Origin of the sequence: Salinimicrobium sp. TH3 (genome assembly GCF_026676115.1) — a bacterium.
Lineage (GTDB): Bacteria > Bacteroidota > Bacteroidia > Flavobacteriales > Flavobacteriaceae > Salinimicrobium.
Genome location: NZ_JAPONB010000003.1, coordinates 296318 through 316826 on the forward strand (window position 1 = coordinate 296318; position 20509 = coordinate 316826).

Annotated in this window: 12 protein-coding genes; 7 read left to right on the top strand and 5 right to left on the bottom strand. The window is 37.8% G+C overall.

Features of this window, described 5'->3' with window-relative positions:
* Window positions 1-160 precede the first annotated feature (160 nt).
* The 3 genes from OU683_RS07055 to uvrA form a co-directional block, all read right to left on the bottom strand.
* Window positions 161-2971: a gluzincin family metallopeptidase gene (locus tag OU683_RS07055; protein WP_268136658.1), complete on the bottom strand. Its 2811-nt coding sequence runs from the start codon at window positions 2969-2971 to the stop codon at window positions 161-163.
* Window positions 2972-3177: 206 nt separating this feature from the next.
* Complete coding sequence (locus OU683_RS07060; protein WP_228913080.1) at window positions 3178-3867, bottom strand: LOG family protein; 690 nt, start codon at window positions 3865-3867, stop codon at window positions 3178-3180.
* Between the two features lie 18 nt (window positions 3868-3885).
* On the bottom strand, window positions 3886-6717 hold the full coding sequence (uvrA, locus tag OU683_RS07065) for an excinuclease ABC subunit UvrA (protein ID WP_268136661.1): 2832 nt from the start codon (window positions 6715-6717) through the stop codon (window positions 3886-3888).
* A gap of 329 nt (window positions 6718-7046) precedes the next feature.
* On the opposite strand from uvrA, the gene OU683_RS07070 reads away from it, so the two are divergent.
* The 6 genes from OU683_RS07070 to OU683_RS07095 all read left to right on the top strand — a co-directional run bounded on the left by OU683_RS07070 (window position 7047) and on the right by OU683_RS07095 (window position 17173).
* Window positions 7047-8045, top strand: a complete 999-nt coding sequence (locus tag OU683_RS07070; RefSeq protein ID WP_268136663.1) for a response regulator transcription factor — start codon at window positions 7047-7049, stop codon at window positions 8043-8045.
* Window positions 8046-8216: 171 nt separating this feature from the next.
* Window positions 8217-9890 (top strand): hypothetical protein, encoded by a 1674-nt coding sequence (locus tag OU683_RS07075; RefSeq protein WP_268136664.1) that lies wholly within the window; start codon window positions 8217-8219, stop codon window positions 9888-9890.
* A 94-nt stretch (window positions 9891-9984) separates the two neighbouring features.
* Window positions 9985-11304 (top strand): hypothetical protein, encoded by a 1320-nt coding sequence (locus OU683_RS07080; protein WP_268136666.1) that lies wholly within the window; start codon window positions 9985-9987, stop codon window positions 11302-11304.
* A gap of 171 nt (window positions 11305-11475) precedes the next feature.
* Window positions 11476-12798 carry a hypothetical protein gene (locus OU683_RS07085; protein ID WP_268136668.1) on the top strand — a complete coding sequence of 441 codons (1323 nt, stop codon included), beginning with the start codon at window positions 11476-11478 and terminating at the stop codon, window positions 12796-12798.
* Between the two features lie 982 nt (window positions 12799-13780).
* A complete protein-coding gene (locus OU683_RS07090; RefSeq protein WP_268136670.1) occupies window positions 13781-14830 on the top strand; it encodes a M12 family metallopeptidase in 1050 nt (349 codons plus the stop codon).
* 525 nt (window positions 14831-15355) lie between these two features.
* Window positions 15356-17173 (top strand): hypothetical protein, encoded by a 1818-nt coding sequence (locus OU683_RS07095; protein ID WP_268136672.1) that lies wholly within the window; start codon window positions 15356-15358, stop codon window positions 17171-17173.
* Window positions 17174-17460: 287 nt separating this feature from the next.
* On the opposite strand, the gene OU683_RS07100 is transcribed toward OU683_RS07095, so the two are convergent.
* Window positions 17461-18045, bottom strand: a complete 585-nt coding sequence (locus tag OU683_RS07100) for an acyl carrier protein phosphodiesterase (RefSeq protein ID WP_268136674.1) — start codon at window positions 18043-18045, stop codon at window positions 17461-17463.
* 158 nt (window positions 18046-18203) lie between these two features.
* Between OU683_RS07100 and glmM the strand changes: the two genes are divergently transcribed.
* Complete coding sequence (gene glmM, locus OU683_RS07105) at window positions 18204-19592, top strand: phosphoglucosamine mutase (RefSeq protein ID WP_268136676.1); 1389 nt, start codon at window positions 18204-18206, stop codon at window positions 19590-19592.
* On the opposite strand, the gene OU683_RS07110 is transcribed toward glmM, so the two are convergent.
* Window positions 19582-20490, bottom strand: a complete 909-nt coding sequence (locus tag OU683_RS07110) for a lysophospholipid acyltransferase family protein (RefSeq protein ID WP_268136678.1) — start codon at window positions 20488-20490, stop codon at window positions 19582-19584. The genes glmM and OU683_RS07110 overlap by 11 nt on opposite strands.
* Between the last annotated feature and the right edge of the window lie 19 nt (window positions 20491-20509).

The following is a 20509-nucleotide window of genomic DNA, read 5'->3' on the forward strand; positions in this document are numbered from 1 at the left end:
CACGTTTTTATAATTAGCACAAATGTACAGAAAACAATGATTATTTACAATTCAACGATGTGCGTGATTATTTATTTTTTAATAATGAAAAGATGTTATTATTGAGATTCTTTTAATAAAAAGAGAAGCAGGGGATAATCTTTAATTAAACCAGAATTTTTTAGAACCAGCTGCGGGTAAACAATCCTGACAGGGTCTGAATATCCAACGTAGCAATAAACCTTATCTTTTGATCATAGTTGTCTTCTGCAAACTCCCATCCTTCACTGGAGTGGACCGGCAGGAAGATCTCAAAATAATTCTGAACCAGACTCAGTCTTATACCGGAATCGTAAAGCAGTTTGGCGTACTGGTTCTTATTCTTGATAAGCCCCACATCGCTATAGGCATAGATCCATTTCCAAAGGGTGATATTTCCATTTACGGTGGTGATCCATTGATTGGCAAATTTTGGCTCAAGCATAGATTTAAAACCACCTTCTGCCATAATAATTTGCTGGCTGAATAACCCGGAAGTTTCACTCCTTCCGTAGTAATTGTAGTCAAAAAGGTAATCTGTGGGACGATCGAGTGCAAAACTGAAATAATCACTGTTAGGCATGTCATTGTAAAGGAATGCTCCTCCAAAGAACCTAAGGCTAATTTGCCGGTCACTTTTTAGCAGCTTTCTGTATTCCAGGGTCAAAGAAGATTTGCTGAACTGCTGAGCTACCTGGAAGTCGACAGATCCCGAAAAGTGGGTGACCAAACCAGGGTTGCTGTACAGGTAATTTATATTGAATACACTGTAATCTGGCACCTCAATATTTGTCAGTTCATTTTCGTCCCTGTAAACATTAACGTTACGCACCATTATTCTTTCTTTGGGACTTTGCCTCAAATAGGAATCCCTAAAATATAATGAAAGGTAGGGGGTAAGACGTTGGTACATGAGGTCATAACCAAAAGAAAACCTACTTCCTCCTATACCGTATTTTATAAGATATAAGTCTTCATCAAAGAAAATTTGATGTGACATCCCGGCGCTCCCAACAATCGTTTTACTTTTTGATGCATAAAAAGGAGACAGGTTATATTCAAAATTTCGATCGAGGACGGTTTTGTTATATAACTTAAGGCCCAACGCCAGGCCGTCATAAAGGTTATACTGGAATTCGGGCATGAAGAATACCTGTTGATAACGAGGATCTTCAAAATCTTTAAATAGGCGAAACTGCAGCGGCCGGTTCATGATCCCCCCTACAGTTCTGTAATTATTTCTCCTGTTAATTTCGGGAACAATTCCTTCATGATTAACGGCTACCTGTTCTACACGAGTGGCAGGAATGTATACAGTACGTACGCCGGGAGAATGTTCAACCCAGGTTTTATAAACGATTTCATCATCATTAAGGCCGTAAACCTGAATAGGAGCAGTCGTTCCGGTTTTGTTTCTAAGTGTGATACGAAGGGAATCCCCTTCTCTTGAAAGGCTACGAATTTTAAAATCGATTTTATCTCTGGTCGAAACATAATCATTAAAAAACCAACTCACATCTTTCCCGGCATTAGAGGTAAGAATACTGCGAAAATCTTCGGCTTCGACTGGTTCCAATTTGTAACGTTCAAAAAATTCTTTAATGGAATAGGAAATAGTATTATCTTCCAGGTATTGATCAAGATATTTGAATCCCACACCTGCCTTAAAGGGATTGGCTAAATTTTTATTAAACTTTATTAGGGAGTCCTGAGGAGAGTTTAAAGGTTGATCCAAATGTTTACGAGCAATGAACAAATACATTAAAGGGTACTGGTCATTAAACTCCAGAGTGGAAGCATGAAACCAGCGAATGCCAAAAACATCACTCAAACTTCCCATCAATTTCAAATCTGGATAGAATTCATCAATATACTCCATCATCATATAGATATGGATTCCATCAAAGATCCATTTTTCTTCGCGCGGATTTAACATGAGGGAATTTTCCAGATAATTTTCTGTGATGTTTTTAAGTTGTTTTAATTCATAACCAAAACCATCTGGGAAGGGTCTCAAAAATTTTGGCAATTGATTAAGCCCGAATACAGGGTTTGAAGAGTAATCCTGTTGGGTTGCCAGTATAACGGGATGAGGATATTGGCCTAAATTATTCTGAAGGAAATTTACAATTCGGTTGACGAAGAAAGCTTTCATTCCAAGGTTTACTCCGCTATCGCTAATATTCGTTAGTACCTGAAGACCATCCACTTGAATATCATCAAAAATAGCCTCTGTGGTAAGGTGCAATTCTGTGTCAAATCTTTCTTCCCCAGTCAAGAAAACTGTTTTTTGGTCTCCTTTGGTCTCTATCCCTTTCATCTTTAAAGCAGATATTGCTGAAAGATTGGAAGGGATTGTTAATGCTATATCCAGATCCAGTTTAGGAAGAAAGAGATCATTCATGTTCTTATGGCTGTAGACCTGCCAGCCATCATTATATACTCCGGGAGCAATGAACCAATATCTCAACTGGTAGTTCCCCTTGTTTTGGTAACCATAACGGGTGAATTCATCGCTGGGGATTTTTATACTGTAATTTAAATTAATAGTATATTTTTCCCGCGGAGCTATAGGTTGTTCGGGAATAATTTTGATCAGATCGGGGTGGCCTATTGGACGCTCCCATTTGAGGAGGTTTAAGGAGTCTCCCATAATTGTATTTATGGTAGTTCCTCCCCTTTTATATTCCCGGGCGAAATGGAAATCACGATCATAATCTTCAAAAAACCTACGGGCAAGTGGCGTTCGGGTATCTGAAAAAGCATTCATCCAGTCGCTAAGGTAGATCTCCCTTAAGGTGTCGCTACTCGTATTCCTGTACTCCAGTTTTTGTTTGATGTACAGAGATTTTATAGTATCGTTGAGCTCTGCTTTAATAAAAACATTATGTTGCCCAAAAAGAGGTAATGTGAGGAAGGCAAACAGAGAAAAAACAATGAGTTTTGTGTTCAAATTTTCTAATGGAGATAGGAGTTCAGACTAAAACGATAATGTGATGCAAGATATTATTTCAAAGCACAATATGGAACATCTTAAACGAATAATTCTTAAGTTTAAAAAAATATTAGCATAGTGACCAAGAGAGCGGAACACCTAAATCAAAAAAATCGACCTTGTCAAAAAGGCCGATTTTAGAAAGAATTTTTCCGAAGGGAATTTTAGAAATTAGGGCTAAGATTATACTCGTCATAGAACTGGTCCAGAATTTCAATAACCTCATCGGCAGAGTCAACTACCTGGATGATATCAATATCCCCACTGCTAATATTTTGAAAATTATCAAGTAAAGTGCTTCGCACCCAATCAATCAAACCACCCCAAAAATCCCTTCCTACAAGGATTATTGGGAATTTATCAATCTTATTTGTTTGGATAAGGGTAATGGCCTCAAATAATTCATCCAGAGTACCAAATCCACCCGGCATGACTACAAAGCCCTGAGAGTACTTTACGAACATCACCTTTCTTACAAAGAAGTAGTCGAAATTGATATTTTTGTCATTATCTATATAAGGATTGTCGTGTTGTTCAAACGGAAGGTGGATATTAAGCCCTACAGAGGTTCCACCGGCAAGATGAGCACCTTTGTTTCCTGCTTCCATTACTCCCGGACCACCTCCTGTAATTATTCCATAACCGTGCTCCACGATCTTTTTTGCGACCTCTTCGGTCAATTTATAGAATTTGTGATCGGGTTTGGTGCGGGCAGATCCAAAAATAGATACACAAGGGCCTATCTGGCTTAATTTTTCATATCCATTAACAAATTCCCCCATGATCTTGAAGATCGCCCAGGAGTCATTTGTTTTAATTTCATTCCAGCTTTTATTTCTTGTTTCTGTTCTCATAAAATTTTCAAATTGCGGCTAATTTAACTCTTTTTGAAGAAAACTTGCGGTGTAGCTTTTCTTGTCTTTTGCAACTTCTTCGGGAGTTCCTTTTGCCACTACTTTTCCTCCTTTTTTTCCTCCTTCATATCCAATATCAATGATATAGTCAGCCATTTTAATTACGTCTAGGTTGTGTTCAATAATAAGGACAGTATTTCCTTTATCCGCAAGCCTGTTTAAAACTTCCATCAAAACCCTTATATCTTCAAAATGGAGACCTGTTGTGGGTTCATCCAGAATATAAAATGTGTTTCCCGTATCCCTTTTTGAAAGTTCTGTGGCAAGTTTAATTCGCTGGGCTTCCCCGCCGGAGAGGGTAGTGCTTTGTTGTCCCAAAGTGATATATCCCAGTCCGACGTCCTGGATAGTCTTTAATTTTCTAAAGATCTTTGGGATGTTCTCAAAGAAGATCACAGATTCATTGATTGTCATTTCGAGAACGTCTGATATAGACTTGCCCTTATACCTTATTTCCAGGGTCTCACGATTAAATCTTTTACCCTGGCAGGTTTCACATTCGACATAAACATCGGGCAGGAAATTCATTTCAATAACACGTAATCCACCACCTTTACATGTTTCGCACCTCCCACCTTTGACATTAAAACTAAAACGGCCTGGTTTATACCCACGAATCATAGCTTCGGGAGTTTTTGCAAAAAGATTCCTGACTTCAGAAAAAACTCCTGTATAGGTCGCAGGATTAGAGCGAGGGGTGCGACCAATGGGAGTTTGATTAATGTCTATTACCTTATCAATATGTTCAAGCCCTTTAATGCTTTTATAAGGCTTGGGTTTTTTTACTCCATTAAAATAATGGGCGTTCATGATAGGGTAAAGGGTCTCATTGATCAAGGTTGATTTCCCGCTTCCGGATACCCCTGTTACAGCGATCATTTTCCCTAAAGGAAAACTTACAGAAACATTTTGAAGATTATTTCCCGTTGCGCCTGTAAGATCAATCTTTTTACCGTTGCCTTTTCGTCTCTTTTCCGGAACTTCAATTTTCATGCTCCCGTTGAGATAATTAGCAGTAATTGTATTGTGCTTCTTAATTTCCTGTGGTGTACCCTGGCTAATAATCTCACCACCATGTCTTCCCGCTTCTGGACCAATATCGATCACATGATCGGCTCTCTCAATCATGTCTTTATCATGCTCTACCACAATTACCGAATTACCGAGATCTCTTAAAGACACGAGAGAATTTATTAATTTTTCGTTATCCCGCTGATGCAGCCCTATACTGGGTTCATCCAGAATATAAAGAACCCCCACCAACTGGGAACCAATTTGCGTTGCTAATCTAATTCTTTGCGCTTCTCCTCCAGAAAGGGTTTTGGAACCACGGTTTAGAGAAAGGTAATTTAAACCTACGTCGACCAGGAATTGCAAACGGGTACTTATTTCCTTAATAACTTCGGAGGCGATCTTCTGTTGTTTTTCTGAAAGTTCTTTTTCCAGATTTTTAAACCAGTCAGCAAGATCTACAATGTCTTTTTGTGCGAGTTCTGCAATGTTCTTTCCATTCACTTTAAAGTAAAGAGACTCCTTTCGCAGGCGTGTGCCCTCACATTCGGGGCACTTAATCTTATCCATATATTCCTTTGCCCAACGGCGCAGGGATGTAGATTCATTCTTTTCATAGGTCTCCTCAATAAAAGTAGCGACCCCTTCAAAATCAATTTTAAATTCTCTGGTTATCCCAAGAGATTTTGAATCTTTAGTAAACTTTTCCTTACCGCCAAACAGAATCATATTCAGGGCTTCTTTAGGAATTTTCTCTACAGGATCTGAAAGACTGAAGTCATAGCGATCGGCAATCAACTGCAGCTGATTAAAGATCCAATTCTTTTTTTGTGGACCATGAGGGGCAAGAGCCCCATTTTTTATACTTTTTGAGGGATCTGGAATTAACTTCTTTTCATTGACCTTGTGAAGGGTACCAATCCCGTTACAAACAGGACAGGCTCCTTTTGGAGAGTTAAATGAAAAATTATTGGGTTCGGGGTTTGGGTAGGAAATACCCGAAGAAGGACACATAAGATTCCGGCTGAAGTATTTGATCTCACCACTATCCTGTTCCATCACCATAAGAACATTGTCCCCGTGATACATGGCTGTTTTTATGCTTTCGGAGAGACGTTTTCCAGAGTCTTCATTAGAAGTAACTTTTATTCGATCAACAACAATTTCAATATCGTGGATCTTGTAGCGATCAAGCTTCATTCCTTTTACAATATCCCGAATTTCCCCATCGACCCTCACTTTAACAAACCCCTGCTTCGCAATTTGCTCAAAAAGTTCTCTGTAATGCCCTTTTCGGGACCTTATAATTGGAGCAAGAACGTTTATCCTTTTCTCTCCAAAATTTCTGAAGATCAAATCCTGTATTTGCTCATCATTATAACTCACCATCTTTTCACCGGTGTTATAGCTGTAAGCATCACTGGCCCTTGCAAAAAGCAGCCGTAGGAAATCATATATCTCGGTAATTGTTCCTACAGTACTTCTGGGGCTTTTGCTGGTAGTCTTTTGTTCAATAGCGATAACAGGAGAAAGACCGTCGATTTTATCCACATCGGGTCTTTCGAGTCCTCCAAGAAACTGGCGGGCATAGGCAGAAAAAGTTTCAATATACCTGCGTTGTCCTTCTGCATAAATGGTATCAAAAGCAAGGGAAGATTTACCTGAACCTGACAAACCGGTGATTACTACCAGTTTCTCCCTTGGGATCTTTACATCAATATTTTTTAAATTATGTACCCGGGCACCGAGTATATCAATAAATTCTTCTGTTACTCCCATGAAATTTTTTTGCAAGGTGCAAAGGTACTGAAACTGCAGTTATTAGGAAAGAAGATAGAATCAGGATAATCTTTCCCACAACATCTGTAAAACATAAATTTTTTCCGATTAATTATTTCTTAAAATTAGCTTTTAAAAGTAGAAATTCATGTTAATGATAGCCATAAATGTAAGAATTATATGGTTTTAACTTACTATAAGTCAGATTATTACTACGCAGTTTTAGGATTTATTTTGAAGTAGCTTCCATATCTTTACTAGTGAAAATGTAAAACATTATTTGCTTTAAATAAACTAAAAATACTGTCAAAAGTAGGGGGGATGACAATATGGGAAATAAATTACTATTACTAATTACCAAAAATGGAGATCTAGCCGATAATCTTGAAAAAGAAGTCAACTGCTCCTTTAGTACTTCTCAAGTTAATAGTATTCATGCCGGCTATTCTATAGCTCTTAATATGCTTCCCGATATTATCCTGGTAGATTATTCTTCTCTGGGGCTTGAAAGTCTTAAAAACCTCAGCAATTTTAAATCATCACATTTTCTTAATAAGAGTTTTCTTTTTCTTTTAGGTGACCAGGAAAATAAGAGATTTCTAGATCAAAATTTTAAAGATACGGTGGATGAAATTATCTATGACAAAGGTTGTTATCGTTCTATTGTAAAAGAGATAGAAGAAGCAGTTAAAATAAGGGGTTGCCTTACAAATTACTGGAAAGATTCTTTTATGGGACTTTTTAACCTGCTGGAATATCCGGTAATACTCTTACAGGATGAAAAAGTCGTGGCCATGAATGATACCTTTAGAAAGGATTTTTTTATTACCGGGAAACAAGAAATTAACCTTACAGATCTGGTGGTTGAAAGAAATAAGAGTAAGGTTAAAGAGACCCTCAGAAAATTTCATAGGGGCAAACACATGAAAGCTACAACTAAAACTTCTCTTATTATGAATGAAAAAATAAGGGAAGCTAAAATAACTTTTTCAAAACTTGATAAAAATCTTTGTGGACAAATGATCATGATGATCAATTTCACCGGGAATGATTTTCCTCTTAAAGAAGAAGTAGGGTCTAATTCTCCCGAGACAGAAAAGTATTTTTCCACCTACTGTAATCAGGAAGAGCAGTATTTTACAAAGAGGGAAAAGGAAATTATTGCTTTACTATGTAAAGGTTATAAAACCAAAGAAATTTCTGAGGCTTTGTGCATTTCTGCAAAGACGATTGAGAAACACCGGGCCAACATAATACGCCGCACACATTCAGGTACTATATTAGAAAGTATAATTTATGCTCTTAACCATAAAATGATAGAAATTTAAATAAAAGTAGGGTTTTCCCCCATTGCTTTAGGTTCAGATAAATCCTACATTTAACAGGAATTCTGTTAACACTCCCCCCCCGTTACTCCCCCCTTTATAATTAAGCAAGTTCATACTTGAGACTATATTTATTAACCATTCTAATTTTCATTAATCAAAAACCTTTTAATTATGAAACACATTAAATTATCAATGGCATGGCTGGCTGTGCTGGCATTAATCTTTACTTCGTGTAGTAAAGAAGAGTCTGATCCTGTTCCAGGAGATCAGGAAAGGATAGAAATAACTTTTGGTTCCCTCCTGAACGATTTTAATAATCAAAATAAACAGGCAGAACCAGGAGCATGTATTGAAGGAACGCCCGGTTATGTGCTGGTAGGAATTACAGAAGGAGATGATCCTGACAGCGTAGATTATATAGACGATGGAGATCCAGGTGATGGTGACGATTTAATCCAGGTAGATCTTAAAAATAATGGAGGGAATTGGGAAACCGAATATTCTGATCTATTAGCTTTACCTGCCGGTGATTATCACCTTCAGCATTTTATAGTTTATTCAGAAGATAATCAGGTTCTGTGGGTTGCGCCCAGAGTGGGAGGAGCATTCGAGGAATATGTAGATAATCCTTTGCCACAGCTTATTTCACTTGCAGCCGGAACTAAGCCTTACATTTCTGTAGATGTATTGTGCTTTATTCCCAGAAGTGAAGAAGCTTATGGTTATCCTTTCTTTGATTTTGATGTTATAGAAGTTGAAAACAGCTACTGTATATTCGTGAATTATTGCTGGGATGAAACTGGTCGTGACTATCCTGCTCATTTCCAGGTAGAAGTTTGGAGAGATGCTTATGGAGGTAGTGATGAAGTTGTCTTTACTACTTACATGAATACTGTAGATACTTCGGGTGACTGGCCTGCAGCATCTGTTCTATGTTTACCATTCCCAGATCTTGGAGATGACACCTATTACGTAAGAGTAACTCTACTTGATTATGAGGGAGCTTACGAATTGGATCCAGAAGAAGATTATATCATCCAATTCCCTATAACTCAGGCTGACATTGACGCTCAGGAAGGAATGACTCCAGCTTATACCCACATTAGGTATAATTGTGAGCCTGTAGCTGATTGTCCACCAAATTACCCAGTAGGAGATACTAATCAAGATTGTAGAGTAACATGTGATGATACTAATACCTGTCCTGATGATCCATGTCCAGGTATAGACCCTGCTACAGATCCTGATGGTGATTGTATTCCAGACGATACCGACAATTGCCCAGATGTATATAATCCAGACCAGGCAAACAGAGATGGTGATGCCTTTGGAGATGCATGTGACCTATGCCCCGATGTGGCAAGTGAAGAAAATGTGGATTGCCCTCTAATTCCTGGTAATGACTGTGATACAGCATATATGTTTGGTGATGTAATGCTAAACACTCTTGATTATCCAGGAAATAACTGGGGCTGGGGTCTTTTAGTTGACGGTGAAGGTGTAGATGTAGATCCAGAATATCTAGTAGATGCCGGTGTTTGGGTAATACCATTCTACGCAGGTGCTGCTCAAAATGATATCACCAAAGGCTGGAGAGCTGGAGATGTGAGAATTGAAGTAATTGGAGATGACATTGAAATCACAATTGAACCTTACGATTACGTGACAGTAGAAGAAACTCACTTTTGGTTCAATGATGATGGGGCCTGGCCAGAAAAGCGCTCACCTGGATCTTTTGACTTAGGCGACGGTGGATTAAGCTACACCATGGAAAATGTCGATGGTACTCTACCTTACTCTGTAATAGTTCATGCTAAGGTATGTGATTCTCGAAATGATGACTAATAAAAAACCGCCCCGGTGATTTACCGGGGCGGTAATAAAAAAATAATCAAGTATTTATTAACCATTCTAATTATTAATTAAAATTCAATTTATTATGAAAAAATTTAAATTTTCAATTGCCTGGTTGGCAGTTTTTGCGATGATCTTTACCTCGTGTAGTAAAGAGGAAGCTGGAGTAATCTCTGATGATCCTGAAACAGTACAATTAACTTTTGGTGCACTGTTAAACTCTTTTAATCAACAAAACAAACAGGCAAGTTACGAATGTGATTCAGAGGCGGTACCTGCATATGTTATGTTAGGATGGTCTACAGAAGAAGATGCTGGAATGGACGATTATGATCTTATTCAGGTTGATCTTGTCAACAACAATGGATCCTGGGAAACAGTTTATTCTGAAGATTTAGCCGTTCCCGCAGGCACTTATTATCTACAACATTTTGCAGTCTATGACGCAAGTGATGCTGTTCTTTGGGTAGCTCCACGTGAAGGAGGGGCTTTTGCCGCTGAGGTAGATGATCCTCTTCCTTTGACAATAGAATTGGCAGCTGGAACAAAACCTTATATTGATGTTGATGTCCTATGTTATTTTGCCAGAGAAGAAGTAGCCTATGGTTATCCTTTCTTTGATTTTGATGTTATAGAAGTTGAAAATAGCTATTGTGTATTCGTTAATTACTGTGACCTTGTTGGTGAAGGTGCTACAGGAAGAGAGTATCCAGCTCATTTTAGACTTGATATCTGGTCTGATGGATTTGGAGGTTCTGATCTTATAACTACTGGAATGAATGAAGTTGATATGACCGGCGACTGGCCAGCTGCTTCAGTACTTTGTGTTGCTTTACCTGAAATTGTAGGAGAAGATCTTTATGCAAGAGTAACCGTTTTAGATGATGGACAGGCATATACTCCTGAAGCTGGAGATGTTCATGAATTCAGAATTTCTCAGGCTGATCTGGATGATATTGAAGCTGGAACTCCAGCTTACCAACATTTCAGAATTGGTTGTGATGGAGATACTCCTCCTCCAACAGGATGCATCCCTGCACCAGTAGATGGATGTGTGACTTTATCCTTTGCTGAAACCGTTAGTATTGAAGGTTTCCCAGTTAATACTGATCCATTCTATCCACTAATGTATAATGGTGAAGAAGTAGGAGTAATAACCTTTGATCTTGAGGCTGCCGGAGCTTATAGCATGGATGCTTCTATTGATCTCTATGAAGGTTGGACTGCGACTGATGTTGAAATCTCTTTACCCGATTTTGTTAATACAGATATCTGTGTTCAGAATATAGATGAGAACGATTTCCTTGTGACTTATATGGTCGATGAGAATGTGGTTGTTGATGGAATTAACTTCCCCGTGGCTGTAGAGTTTGATGCAAACATCTGTTTTAATGATTTGGACTAATATTTAAAAGTTCTTATTAAACAGTTTAGAATTATGAAAGCCGTTTGCGTTAGTAGACGGCTTTCAATATCAACGTGTAGTTGAAATGCTATTTTTTAAGCCAAATTCTTATCAACTAACTTATTTTTAAAACAATCTATTATGAAAAAGATTAGATACTTAATATTTTCAATGTTTGCTCTTACATTGATATTTACTTCTTGTAGTACAGAAGAAACAAAAGTTAATACTGATGATTCTGAAACAGTACAAGTAACATTTGGAGCTTTGCTTAATTCGTTTAATGAACAGAATAAACAGGCAGATGCTGAATGTAGAGATGGTGTAGAACCAGCTTATGTTATGCTGGGTGGATCTACTAACATGAATGCTCCAATGGGTTCTTATGACCTTTATAAGGTAGACCTTGTCAATAACAACGGATCATGGGAGACTACTTATTCTGAAGATCTGGCCCTTCCTGCCGGTACTTATTATCTGCTGCATTTTGCAGTATATGATGCAAGCGACCAGGTGCTATGGGTAGCTCCACGCGAAGGAGGAGCCTTTGAAACAGAAGTAGACGATGCACTTCCACTTAGAGTTGATCTTGTGGCCGGAACCAAGCCGTACATTAATGTTGATGTTTTATGTTATTATGCCAGGGAAGAAGCAGCTTATGGATATCCTTTCTTTGACTTTGATGTTATTGAAGTGGAAAACAGCTACTGTATATTCGTTAATTACTGTGATGATGGTACCGGGCGTGAATATCCGGCATACTTTCAGGTTGAAGTTTGGTCAGATGAGTATGATGGTACACCTGTAGTGTTATCCAATAATACAAACACTATTACTCAAGCAACCACAGGTTGGCCGGCAGCTTCTGTACTTTGCATTGCACTGCCAGATTTAGGTGACGATACTTACTATGCCAGAGTAACTGTACTCAACCATCCTGACCTTGACTATACTGCTGATCCTTCAGACGTTCATCAGTTCACATTTACTCAAGCCGATATTGATGGTCAGGAGCTATTTATCCCTGCCTATAACCATATTAGAATCAATTGTGGAGGAGGTCCAGGTGATATTTGTGATACAAATGTGAGATGCGAACTTAATCTAGAAAATCCTTTAAGTGAAAATTGTAAGTTTACTTACCTTGAAGATTCTGAAGAAGGTTGGGTAAGAATTGATAGCGCGACAGATATCGATCTTTTAGCTTTAATAGGAACAGATGAAGTTGAGTTAGGTGCTGTAGATGCATCTTTGATCAATACTGACGAGATTAGGCTGATTTTAGATACTCCTTATGGAGATAGCGATAGAATATCGGCTTACGCAGTAGAGGTAAGGCCAAATTCAGGAGGCGCAATCAATACGACCTGTTGGGAAACTCAGTGTGCAAACGTTGTGAATGACTATGGCGAAATTTCCATGACTTTTGATGGCTTCAATTATTCATATCCGTTTTTTATAAAAGTAGAAACGATTAACTGTTACGATCTGTAGATTTATTCTATAAAAAAACAGGGAAAGGGCAACTTGAAAGTTGCCCTTTTTTTATTCCTGGAAGACAAATACTCCGAAGCGTGCTTCTTTAACAAATACTTTAGAATTTGAAAAATGTATTAGAAAAACTTACTAAGGCCGGGGAGAAAAAATGGTATTGTTCGAATTGCAGTATAAAAGGACAGCTTTATAAATTTATATTATTTGTTAGTGTACAGAATAATTATTGTCTTATTTATAATTACAGTGCTAAATAAGAGTGGTTTAGGAAGAAAGTATCTCTTAAAAATTCATTTCCAGGGAAAAGGGGCCCGGTAAATTCAACTTTTTTTCCTTTGAAGAATGTCAGTATTTACCATTTACCACAAATAGCAAATACAATAATTACAATCATGGTTCTTTACTCTTGCACAAAATAAAATGAACTTTTTCGGGTATCATATGAACCTTAGATTCAATTTTCATTACGTCGAAACTTAATATTGCTGGCGCAATAAGCCATTAATTTAAAATAGTTGGCTCTACTAATGACTATAGTTTTTTAATTTTTATTGTTAAGGCTTTAAGACCAATAATTTCCAACCATACTTCTTTCGTAGGAAATTTCCTATATAATTAAAATTCAGAGTGTTAAAGTTTATTAAACATATCTTAAAAGAATTAAAATTTTTATTTTTACCCATGTAAGATCTGATCAGGTTCTCAAGTTTTAAAACAAATATTAACGCTAAACAATTTGAAAAAACAATAAAAAAAATCTCTACGCTCTTATTTCGAATTTCCTTAAATAGTTAAATTACTATTTAACCTTTTTTTGGCATAGTTATTACAAGGTGTAAAAGCATCATATGATATTAAGATTTTATTTTGTTTTTAAAAACATTGTATTTAACTAAAACCTTACGCTATCAAAACACTAAAAAAAATGAGTAACACTAGAATTCCCAAAGTTCAATTGTTACACAAAACAGAAAACCTACTTATGAAAAAATTAAAATTCGCTTATATACTTCCTGCAATTGCTTTATTTGCATCCTGTGCAAAGGATAATCCGAACGACCTGGATGAGCTGAATGGAACCGATTCTTCCATTGAAACCTCTAGTGAGGAAATGGTAGAAGTTGCCAGTCCAGAGCCAGGTCCGGTAACAGAAGTGTATTACGCTGGACACAAAATACCTGTTGAAGAATTTAACGGAAATTATGTTTATCAGGGAGATATCATACTCTCTCCTGACATGGTTACCCAGGAAGAAGTAAAAATGGTCTACGAGAAAGATGAAGTGCCATCTGGTAATAAGAGCGTTGGAAGAACATCAGGAAGATGGCCTGACAATACCGTCTATTATTCTATTGAGAGTGGACTTGATAATAAATCGAGAGTCTATGAGGCTATTGACCACTGGGAGGCAAATACCAACCTAAAATTTGTTGAAAGAACCTCTCAATCCAGCTACATCTATTTTGTAACCGGTTCAGGTTGTTCTTCATATGTAGGCAGAGTAGGGGGAAGGCAGAATATTACCTTATCGTCCTCTTGTTCTACAGGAAATACCATTCATGAAATAGGCCATGCTGTTGGTCTTTGGCATGAACAAAGTCGTGTGGATAGAGATAACTACATTACTATTCACTACGATAACATTCAGAGTGGAAGAGAATTCAACTTTCACACTTATTCTGCACAAGGTATGGATGGAGACGAGTTTACCAGTACACTTGACTTTGGGTCCATCATGATGTATGGAGCCTATTCTTTCTCAAATAACGGTAAGCCTACTATTACTACAAAAAATGGGGGTACTTATTCTGTTCAAAGATCCAGGTTATCAACTGGAGACAAAACAGGGATCAATAATATGTATCCTTACCAGGGTGGGGAAACAACGACGACCCCTGAAACCTATGTGAATGGAGAGTACTATACTATTGAAGGATTAACAGTGCTAAGGTTTTACAATGGATGGTATTATCTTGGGCCGTATGGTATGAGAGCAGTTGAGCTTAGAAACGGAATTTGGTATTACAAATAGAGAAAACATTTAGATACAAAAAAAAACCCGGCTAATTAGCCGGGTTTTTTTGTATCTGGTTATCTATATCATTAATTTTCTGCTCGTTTTTTCCTCTTTAGAAGGTTTCATTTTAGTAATTAGTGTGAATTAATTCTACATTTTTGAGGGTGCGGTTGTGGAAATTTTCTACTTTACTCAAAGACTTTTTTGAAATTGAAAAGAGCGGAGGTTATTCTAAATTAATTTTCAGCTGTACTTTTCGATAAGTAGGGAATTCCCTTATTGTGTTGACTGTCAATTTCATATATATTTACTTTGTTAGTTGCAACAAATATTTTGTAACTACTACTCGCTTGTTACTCCCCCCGGCAAAGAATTAAATGTTGATTTATTCCATACTATGGTTATGGATTGTCTAGTATCCTATAGAGTTAAATCAAAATTATTCTTTTTCAGACGAAAAATGTGCATGATGCCATGCTTCGTCAGTTACCCTTCTATGAAAACCAGAAACATGTATTTATTAACCAAAACCATTAAATTATGAAAAATTTAAAAACTTCCATTGCCTGGCTGGCCATGTTTGCATTGATTTTTACCTCGTGTAGTAAAGAGGAAACAGGAGTGATTTCTAATGACCCCGAAACTGTCCAAATTACTTTTGGCGCACTGTTAAACTCCTTTAATCAACAAAATAAACAGGCAGTTTATGAATGCGATGCGGAGGCAGTACCTGCTTATGTAATGTTAGGATGGTCTACCGAAGAAGATGCTGGAATGGACGATTATGATCTTATTCAGGTAGATCTTGTTAACAACAATGGATCCTGGGAAACAGTTTATTCCGAAGACCTAGCCGCTCCTGCAGGAACCTATTATTTACAACATTTTGCAGTTTATGATGCAAGCGATCAGGTGCTTTGGGTGGCTCCACGTGAGGGAGGATCTTTTGCTTCTGAGGTAGATGATGCTCTTCCTTTGACTATTGAACTGGTAGCGGGCACAAAACCTTATATTGATGTAGATGTTCTATGCTACATAGCCAGAGAAGAAACTGCTTATGGTTATCCTTTCTTTGATTTTGACGTTATAGAAGTTGAAAACAGCTATTGTGTCTTTGTTAACTATTGTGACGATGAAACAGGTCGTGATTATCCAGCGTATTTCAATATTGACGTATACACTGATGCCGCTATGACAGATGAAGTTGATATTTCTAATGATACAAATATGATTACAATGGCAGGAGAATGGCCTTCAGCATCTGTTTTATGTTTTGCATTGCCAGATCTTGGTGATGAAACCTACTACGCCAGAGTAACTGTGTTAAATCACGATGATCTAGACTACACTGCAGATGAAGGAGATATTTACGACTTTGAAATTACTCAGGCCAGTATAGATGCACAGGAAACACAAGTACCAGCTTACCATCATATACGATTTGAGTGTGGTGACACTACAGAATGTGATCCTAATGATCCTGATGCAGATTGTGATAATGATGAGGTGCCCAATGATGTAGACGAATGTCCTGGAACTCCTCCTGGTGTTCAGGTAAACGATCGAGGTTGCGAGGATATACAGGTACCTGGTAGAGATATAGTGGTTTTTAACGATATTAATCTTTTCAAAAATAACTATATGACAGATGCAGACAATGTGAGACTGGTTCAAAACCTCGTGACTTATACTACAGAGGGATCAAGGAATGATGGCAATGTAGTAATCATGGATTTTGGTCGGGGTGCAGAATGTGCTACCGAAAATGGAAATGGCGAATGTGTTGAAGGCAATTGGAACACCATGAGAAATACGATCCAGAACGAAGGTTTTTCGATCACAGATATCTATTCTACTGCAGGCTCCATCACCTCTATCCCCAATGATGTAAAAATTATATTTCTTGTTATGCCAACTGTTGACTATACAATTGAAGAAATTAACACTCTTAAATCCTTTGCTGCTGAGGGAGGTAGGATTGTTTTCGTTGGTGAGTGGGATGGTTACTATTCTTATATTACAGTACAAAACCAATTTCTCCTAAACATGGGAGCTGTTCTACACAATACAGGTGGAGCTGTAGATTGCGGCGCCGTGGAACTTCCTGAATCATCTAACCGTTCCCATCCTATTATGGAGGGGGTTGGAAGTGTATTAATTGGTTGTGCTTCGGTTATTGAACCGGGTCCTAACGATTTTGCTTTATTCTATGATTCATCCAATACGCAGGTATTGGCAGGAGTAGCAAAAATAGATGTTACCCCACTTGGAGGAATGGCGAGTCCGACCGGGGTCTCTAAAAAGATTCTTAATGATGGAAGAAAGGACCTTAATTCAAAATCTTCCTCGGGATATTAGATCCATAACATATTTTAAAAAAACCCGGCCTTTAGCCGGGTTTTCTAATTTCTAATTTGCAGGATGTTAATTTATGGCTTTCTAATCTTTTGGTAATTAGTTGTTTCCATTTTAATATTGGGTATATTTTCCACATCTTTTTCCACAAAATGAGGCATTTCTACACATTATTTTATCTCGGTAAGATTAAAGCCTTTTTCCTGTAAACTATTCTGGTTGAAATTAAAGTTCACCGGTGATTTGAATATAAAAACTAACTCACCAATATAAATGTCATTTTTGAAAATCTACAGGGAAGAAATTTTTTTTTGAGAATACTCCTGCAATTGAGGGAAAAATTCCTGGAACTCATTATAGAAGTCATCGTAATGCTCTTTTAGATCATTGACTGCACGGTCCATTTGAACAATATTTTTCGTCCGGATGTTCATTTGATATAAGATCCTCGCAATCCCTTCAATACTTGCATAGCTCAATAACCAGTTTTCAGAAATCATGTAGGGAAGGAATCTTTGGATAGGAGCAGGTAAAAGATCAAATTTCCTTTTTAGTAATTTATAAAAAGTAGCCACAAAATTTTCCAGCGGAATTTCGGAGTAATCCTGCCAGCGCGAAGCAAGAAAGTGGTCGTAATAAATATCTACAATTACGCCACTATAGTGACTGTAGTTTTTATGTAATTTTGCAGAACTTTTCTTTACCAGAGGATGAGAATCGGTGTATGAGTCGATAGCCCGGTGCAGGAGAATGCCTTTTTGAACTTCAGGAGGATAGGCGAGGTACTTTTTTCCTTTTATGGAATCCGCGATAAAATTCCCCAGAATTACATCATCATTGTTTCCGGAGAGATATATATGAGCTAAAAAATTCATTCAGGCTAAGGTAATTAATCTCTCTGTTTAATTTTTGTTAAGGTTTGTGACGGCTTCAGAAGGACTGTATCTTTGTGCTGCCTTATTTTTTTGCTGAAATTCTTCCGCAGAAAAAAGTTTAAAAAATGGCATTTTTGACAAACCTTTAAAATAAGTCTATGACTCTTATTAAATCTATTTCCGGAATTCGCGGAACCATTGGAGGAAAACCTTCAGAAAATCTCACACCCATCGATGCAGTAAAGTTTGCTGCGGCTTATGGAAGCTGGCTTAAAAACAGCCGCCAAGGGAAAAAAACAACGGTAGTAGTAGGACGGGATGCAAGGATTTCGGGACACATGATCCAACAACTGGTAATGAATACGCTTACAGGCCTTGGGATTGATGTTATTGATCTTGACCTTTCGACAACGCCTACCGTTGAGGTTGCAGTTCCAATGGAAAAAGCAGATGGGGGAATTATTCTTACTGCAAGTCACAATCCTAAGCAATGGAATGCTTTAAAGCTGCTCAATCAAAAAGGAGAGTTTTTAAGTGGAGATGAAGGAGCTGAAATTCTTGGAATAGCAGAAAATGCCGATTTTTCTTTCGCAGAAGTGGATGACCTCGGAAAAATTAAGCTAGTGGACCATTATATTGATACTCATATTGAAGAAGTGGTCATGCTTCCGTTGGTTGATGCTAAAAAAATTGCTGAAGCAGGATTTACAGTTGCAGTAGATGGTGTTAATTCTACAGGTGGAATCGCTATTCCGAAGTTATTAAAGAGACTGGGAGTGAAGGTGATTGAACTTTATTGTGAACCAACCGGGGAATTCCCTCACAATCCCGAACCTTTAAAAGAGCATCTTTCTGACATATGTAATGTTGTAAAAAAGCAACAGGCCGATCTTGGAGTTGTAGTAGATCCAGATGTTGACAGGCTTGCCTTTATAACTGAAGAAGGGGAAATGTTTGGGGAAGAATATACTTTGGTGGCTTGCGCAGATTACGTTTTAAGTAAAACCCCCGGTAATACAGTTAGTAATCTTTCTTCTTCACGTGCTCTTAGAGATATAGCATTAAAACATGGAGGAAGTTATGAAGCCAGTGCTGTAGGTGAGGTAAATGTTGTGGAGTTAATGAAGAAGAACGATGCCATCATTGGGGGTGAAGGGAATGGAGGGATCATCTACCCAGAGCTTCACTATGGTCGGGACAGCCTCGTAGGAGTAGCTCTGTTTTTGACCTTTTTGGCAGAAAAGAAGATGAAGGTATCTGAACTGCGAAAAACTTATCCTTCATATTTTATGAGCAAGAATAAAATAGAACTTACCCCGCAGCTTGATGTAGATAAAATTTTACAGCAGGTGGAACAGAAATATTCAGGGGAACAGGTGAGTACAGTAGATGGCGTGAAAATAGATTTTCCGGAACATTGGGTACATCTTAGAAAATCTAATACCGAACCCATCATAAGAATATATACCGAGGCAAATAGCCAGGAGAGGGCAGATGAAGTAGCTCAAAAGATGATTGGTGAAATAAAGGAGATTGCTAATCTTTAATGATCACAGCATCCCGCGACATTGAAGCATTTCTATGTTTCCATCTCTTGTGAGTCCACAAGTAGTAGCGGGGCTCCTGTTTGATTTGTTCTTCTAGTTTGTCAAAATAATTGCGGGTAATGAAAAACTGCGGTTCTTTTGCAGGTTCGTAAGAAATGGTTTTAAAAGAGGCTTCGTAATAGCCTCTTTTAATTTTTTGGACATGTAGATAAACTACTACCATGTCTTGGGAACGGGATAGATGTTCCAATCCCAAAAAAACCGGTACATTAACTCCCATAAAATTTGTCCATGCTTTAGCACGGGAGATTTTTGGGGATTGATCTGCGATCATTGCGTATACTCCGCGAATTCCCTTTCTTTCATTTTCAGTAATTACCTTCGTGGCCCGGGTTGTGGAAATAAGAACCCCATCATAGCGACCTCTTATATCTTTCGCAAGCTGGTCAAAATAGCGATTTTTCACCTTTTTATAAACCCCAAAACCTTTATAGTCCAGCCCGTAAAGCTGCAGGGCATTCATCCATTCATAGCTTGCGTAGTGTCCGCAAGCAAGAAGGATACTTTTATTCATGTTTCTAATCTTTTGAATTTCTTCAATGTTGGTGAATTTGAATCGTTTTTTTAGCTCTTCATTGGAAATAGAGAGACTCTTTATCATTTCCAGGAACATATCCACCATATGCCGGTAAAAGTCTTTCCTAATCTTCTTAAGTTCAGTGCCAGACTTTTGGGGAAATGCGAGTTGCAGGTTTTCAAATACTGTTTTCCTTCTATATCCAACCAGGTAAAATACGACTAGAAAGACAAGATCCGAAAAGAGGTAGAAGAGCCTGAAGGGAAGAATGGAAATAAGCCACAAAAATGGGTAAACCAGCCAGAAAACTAAACGCTGCATGAAAAAGTCATTTAGGCAA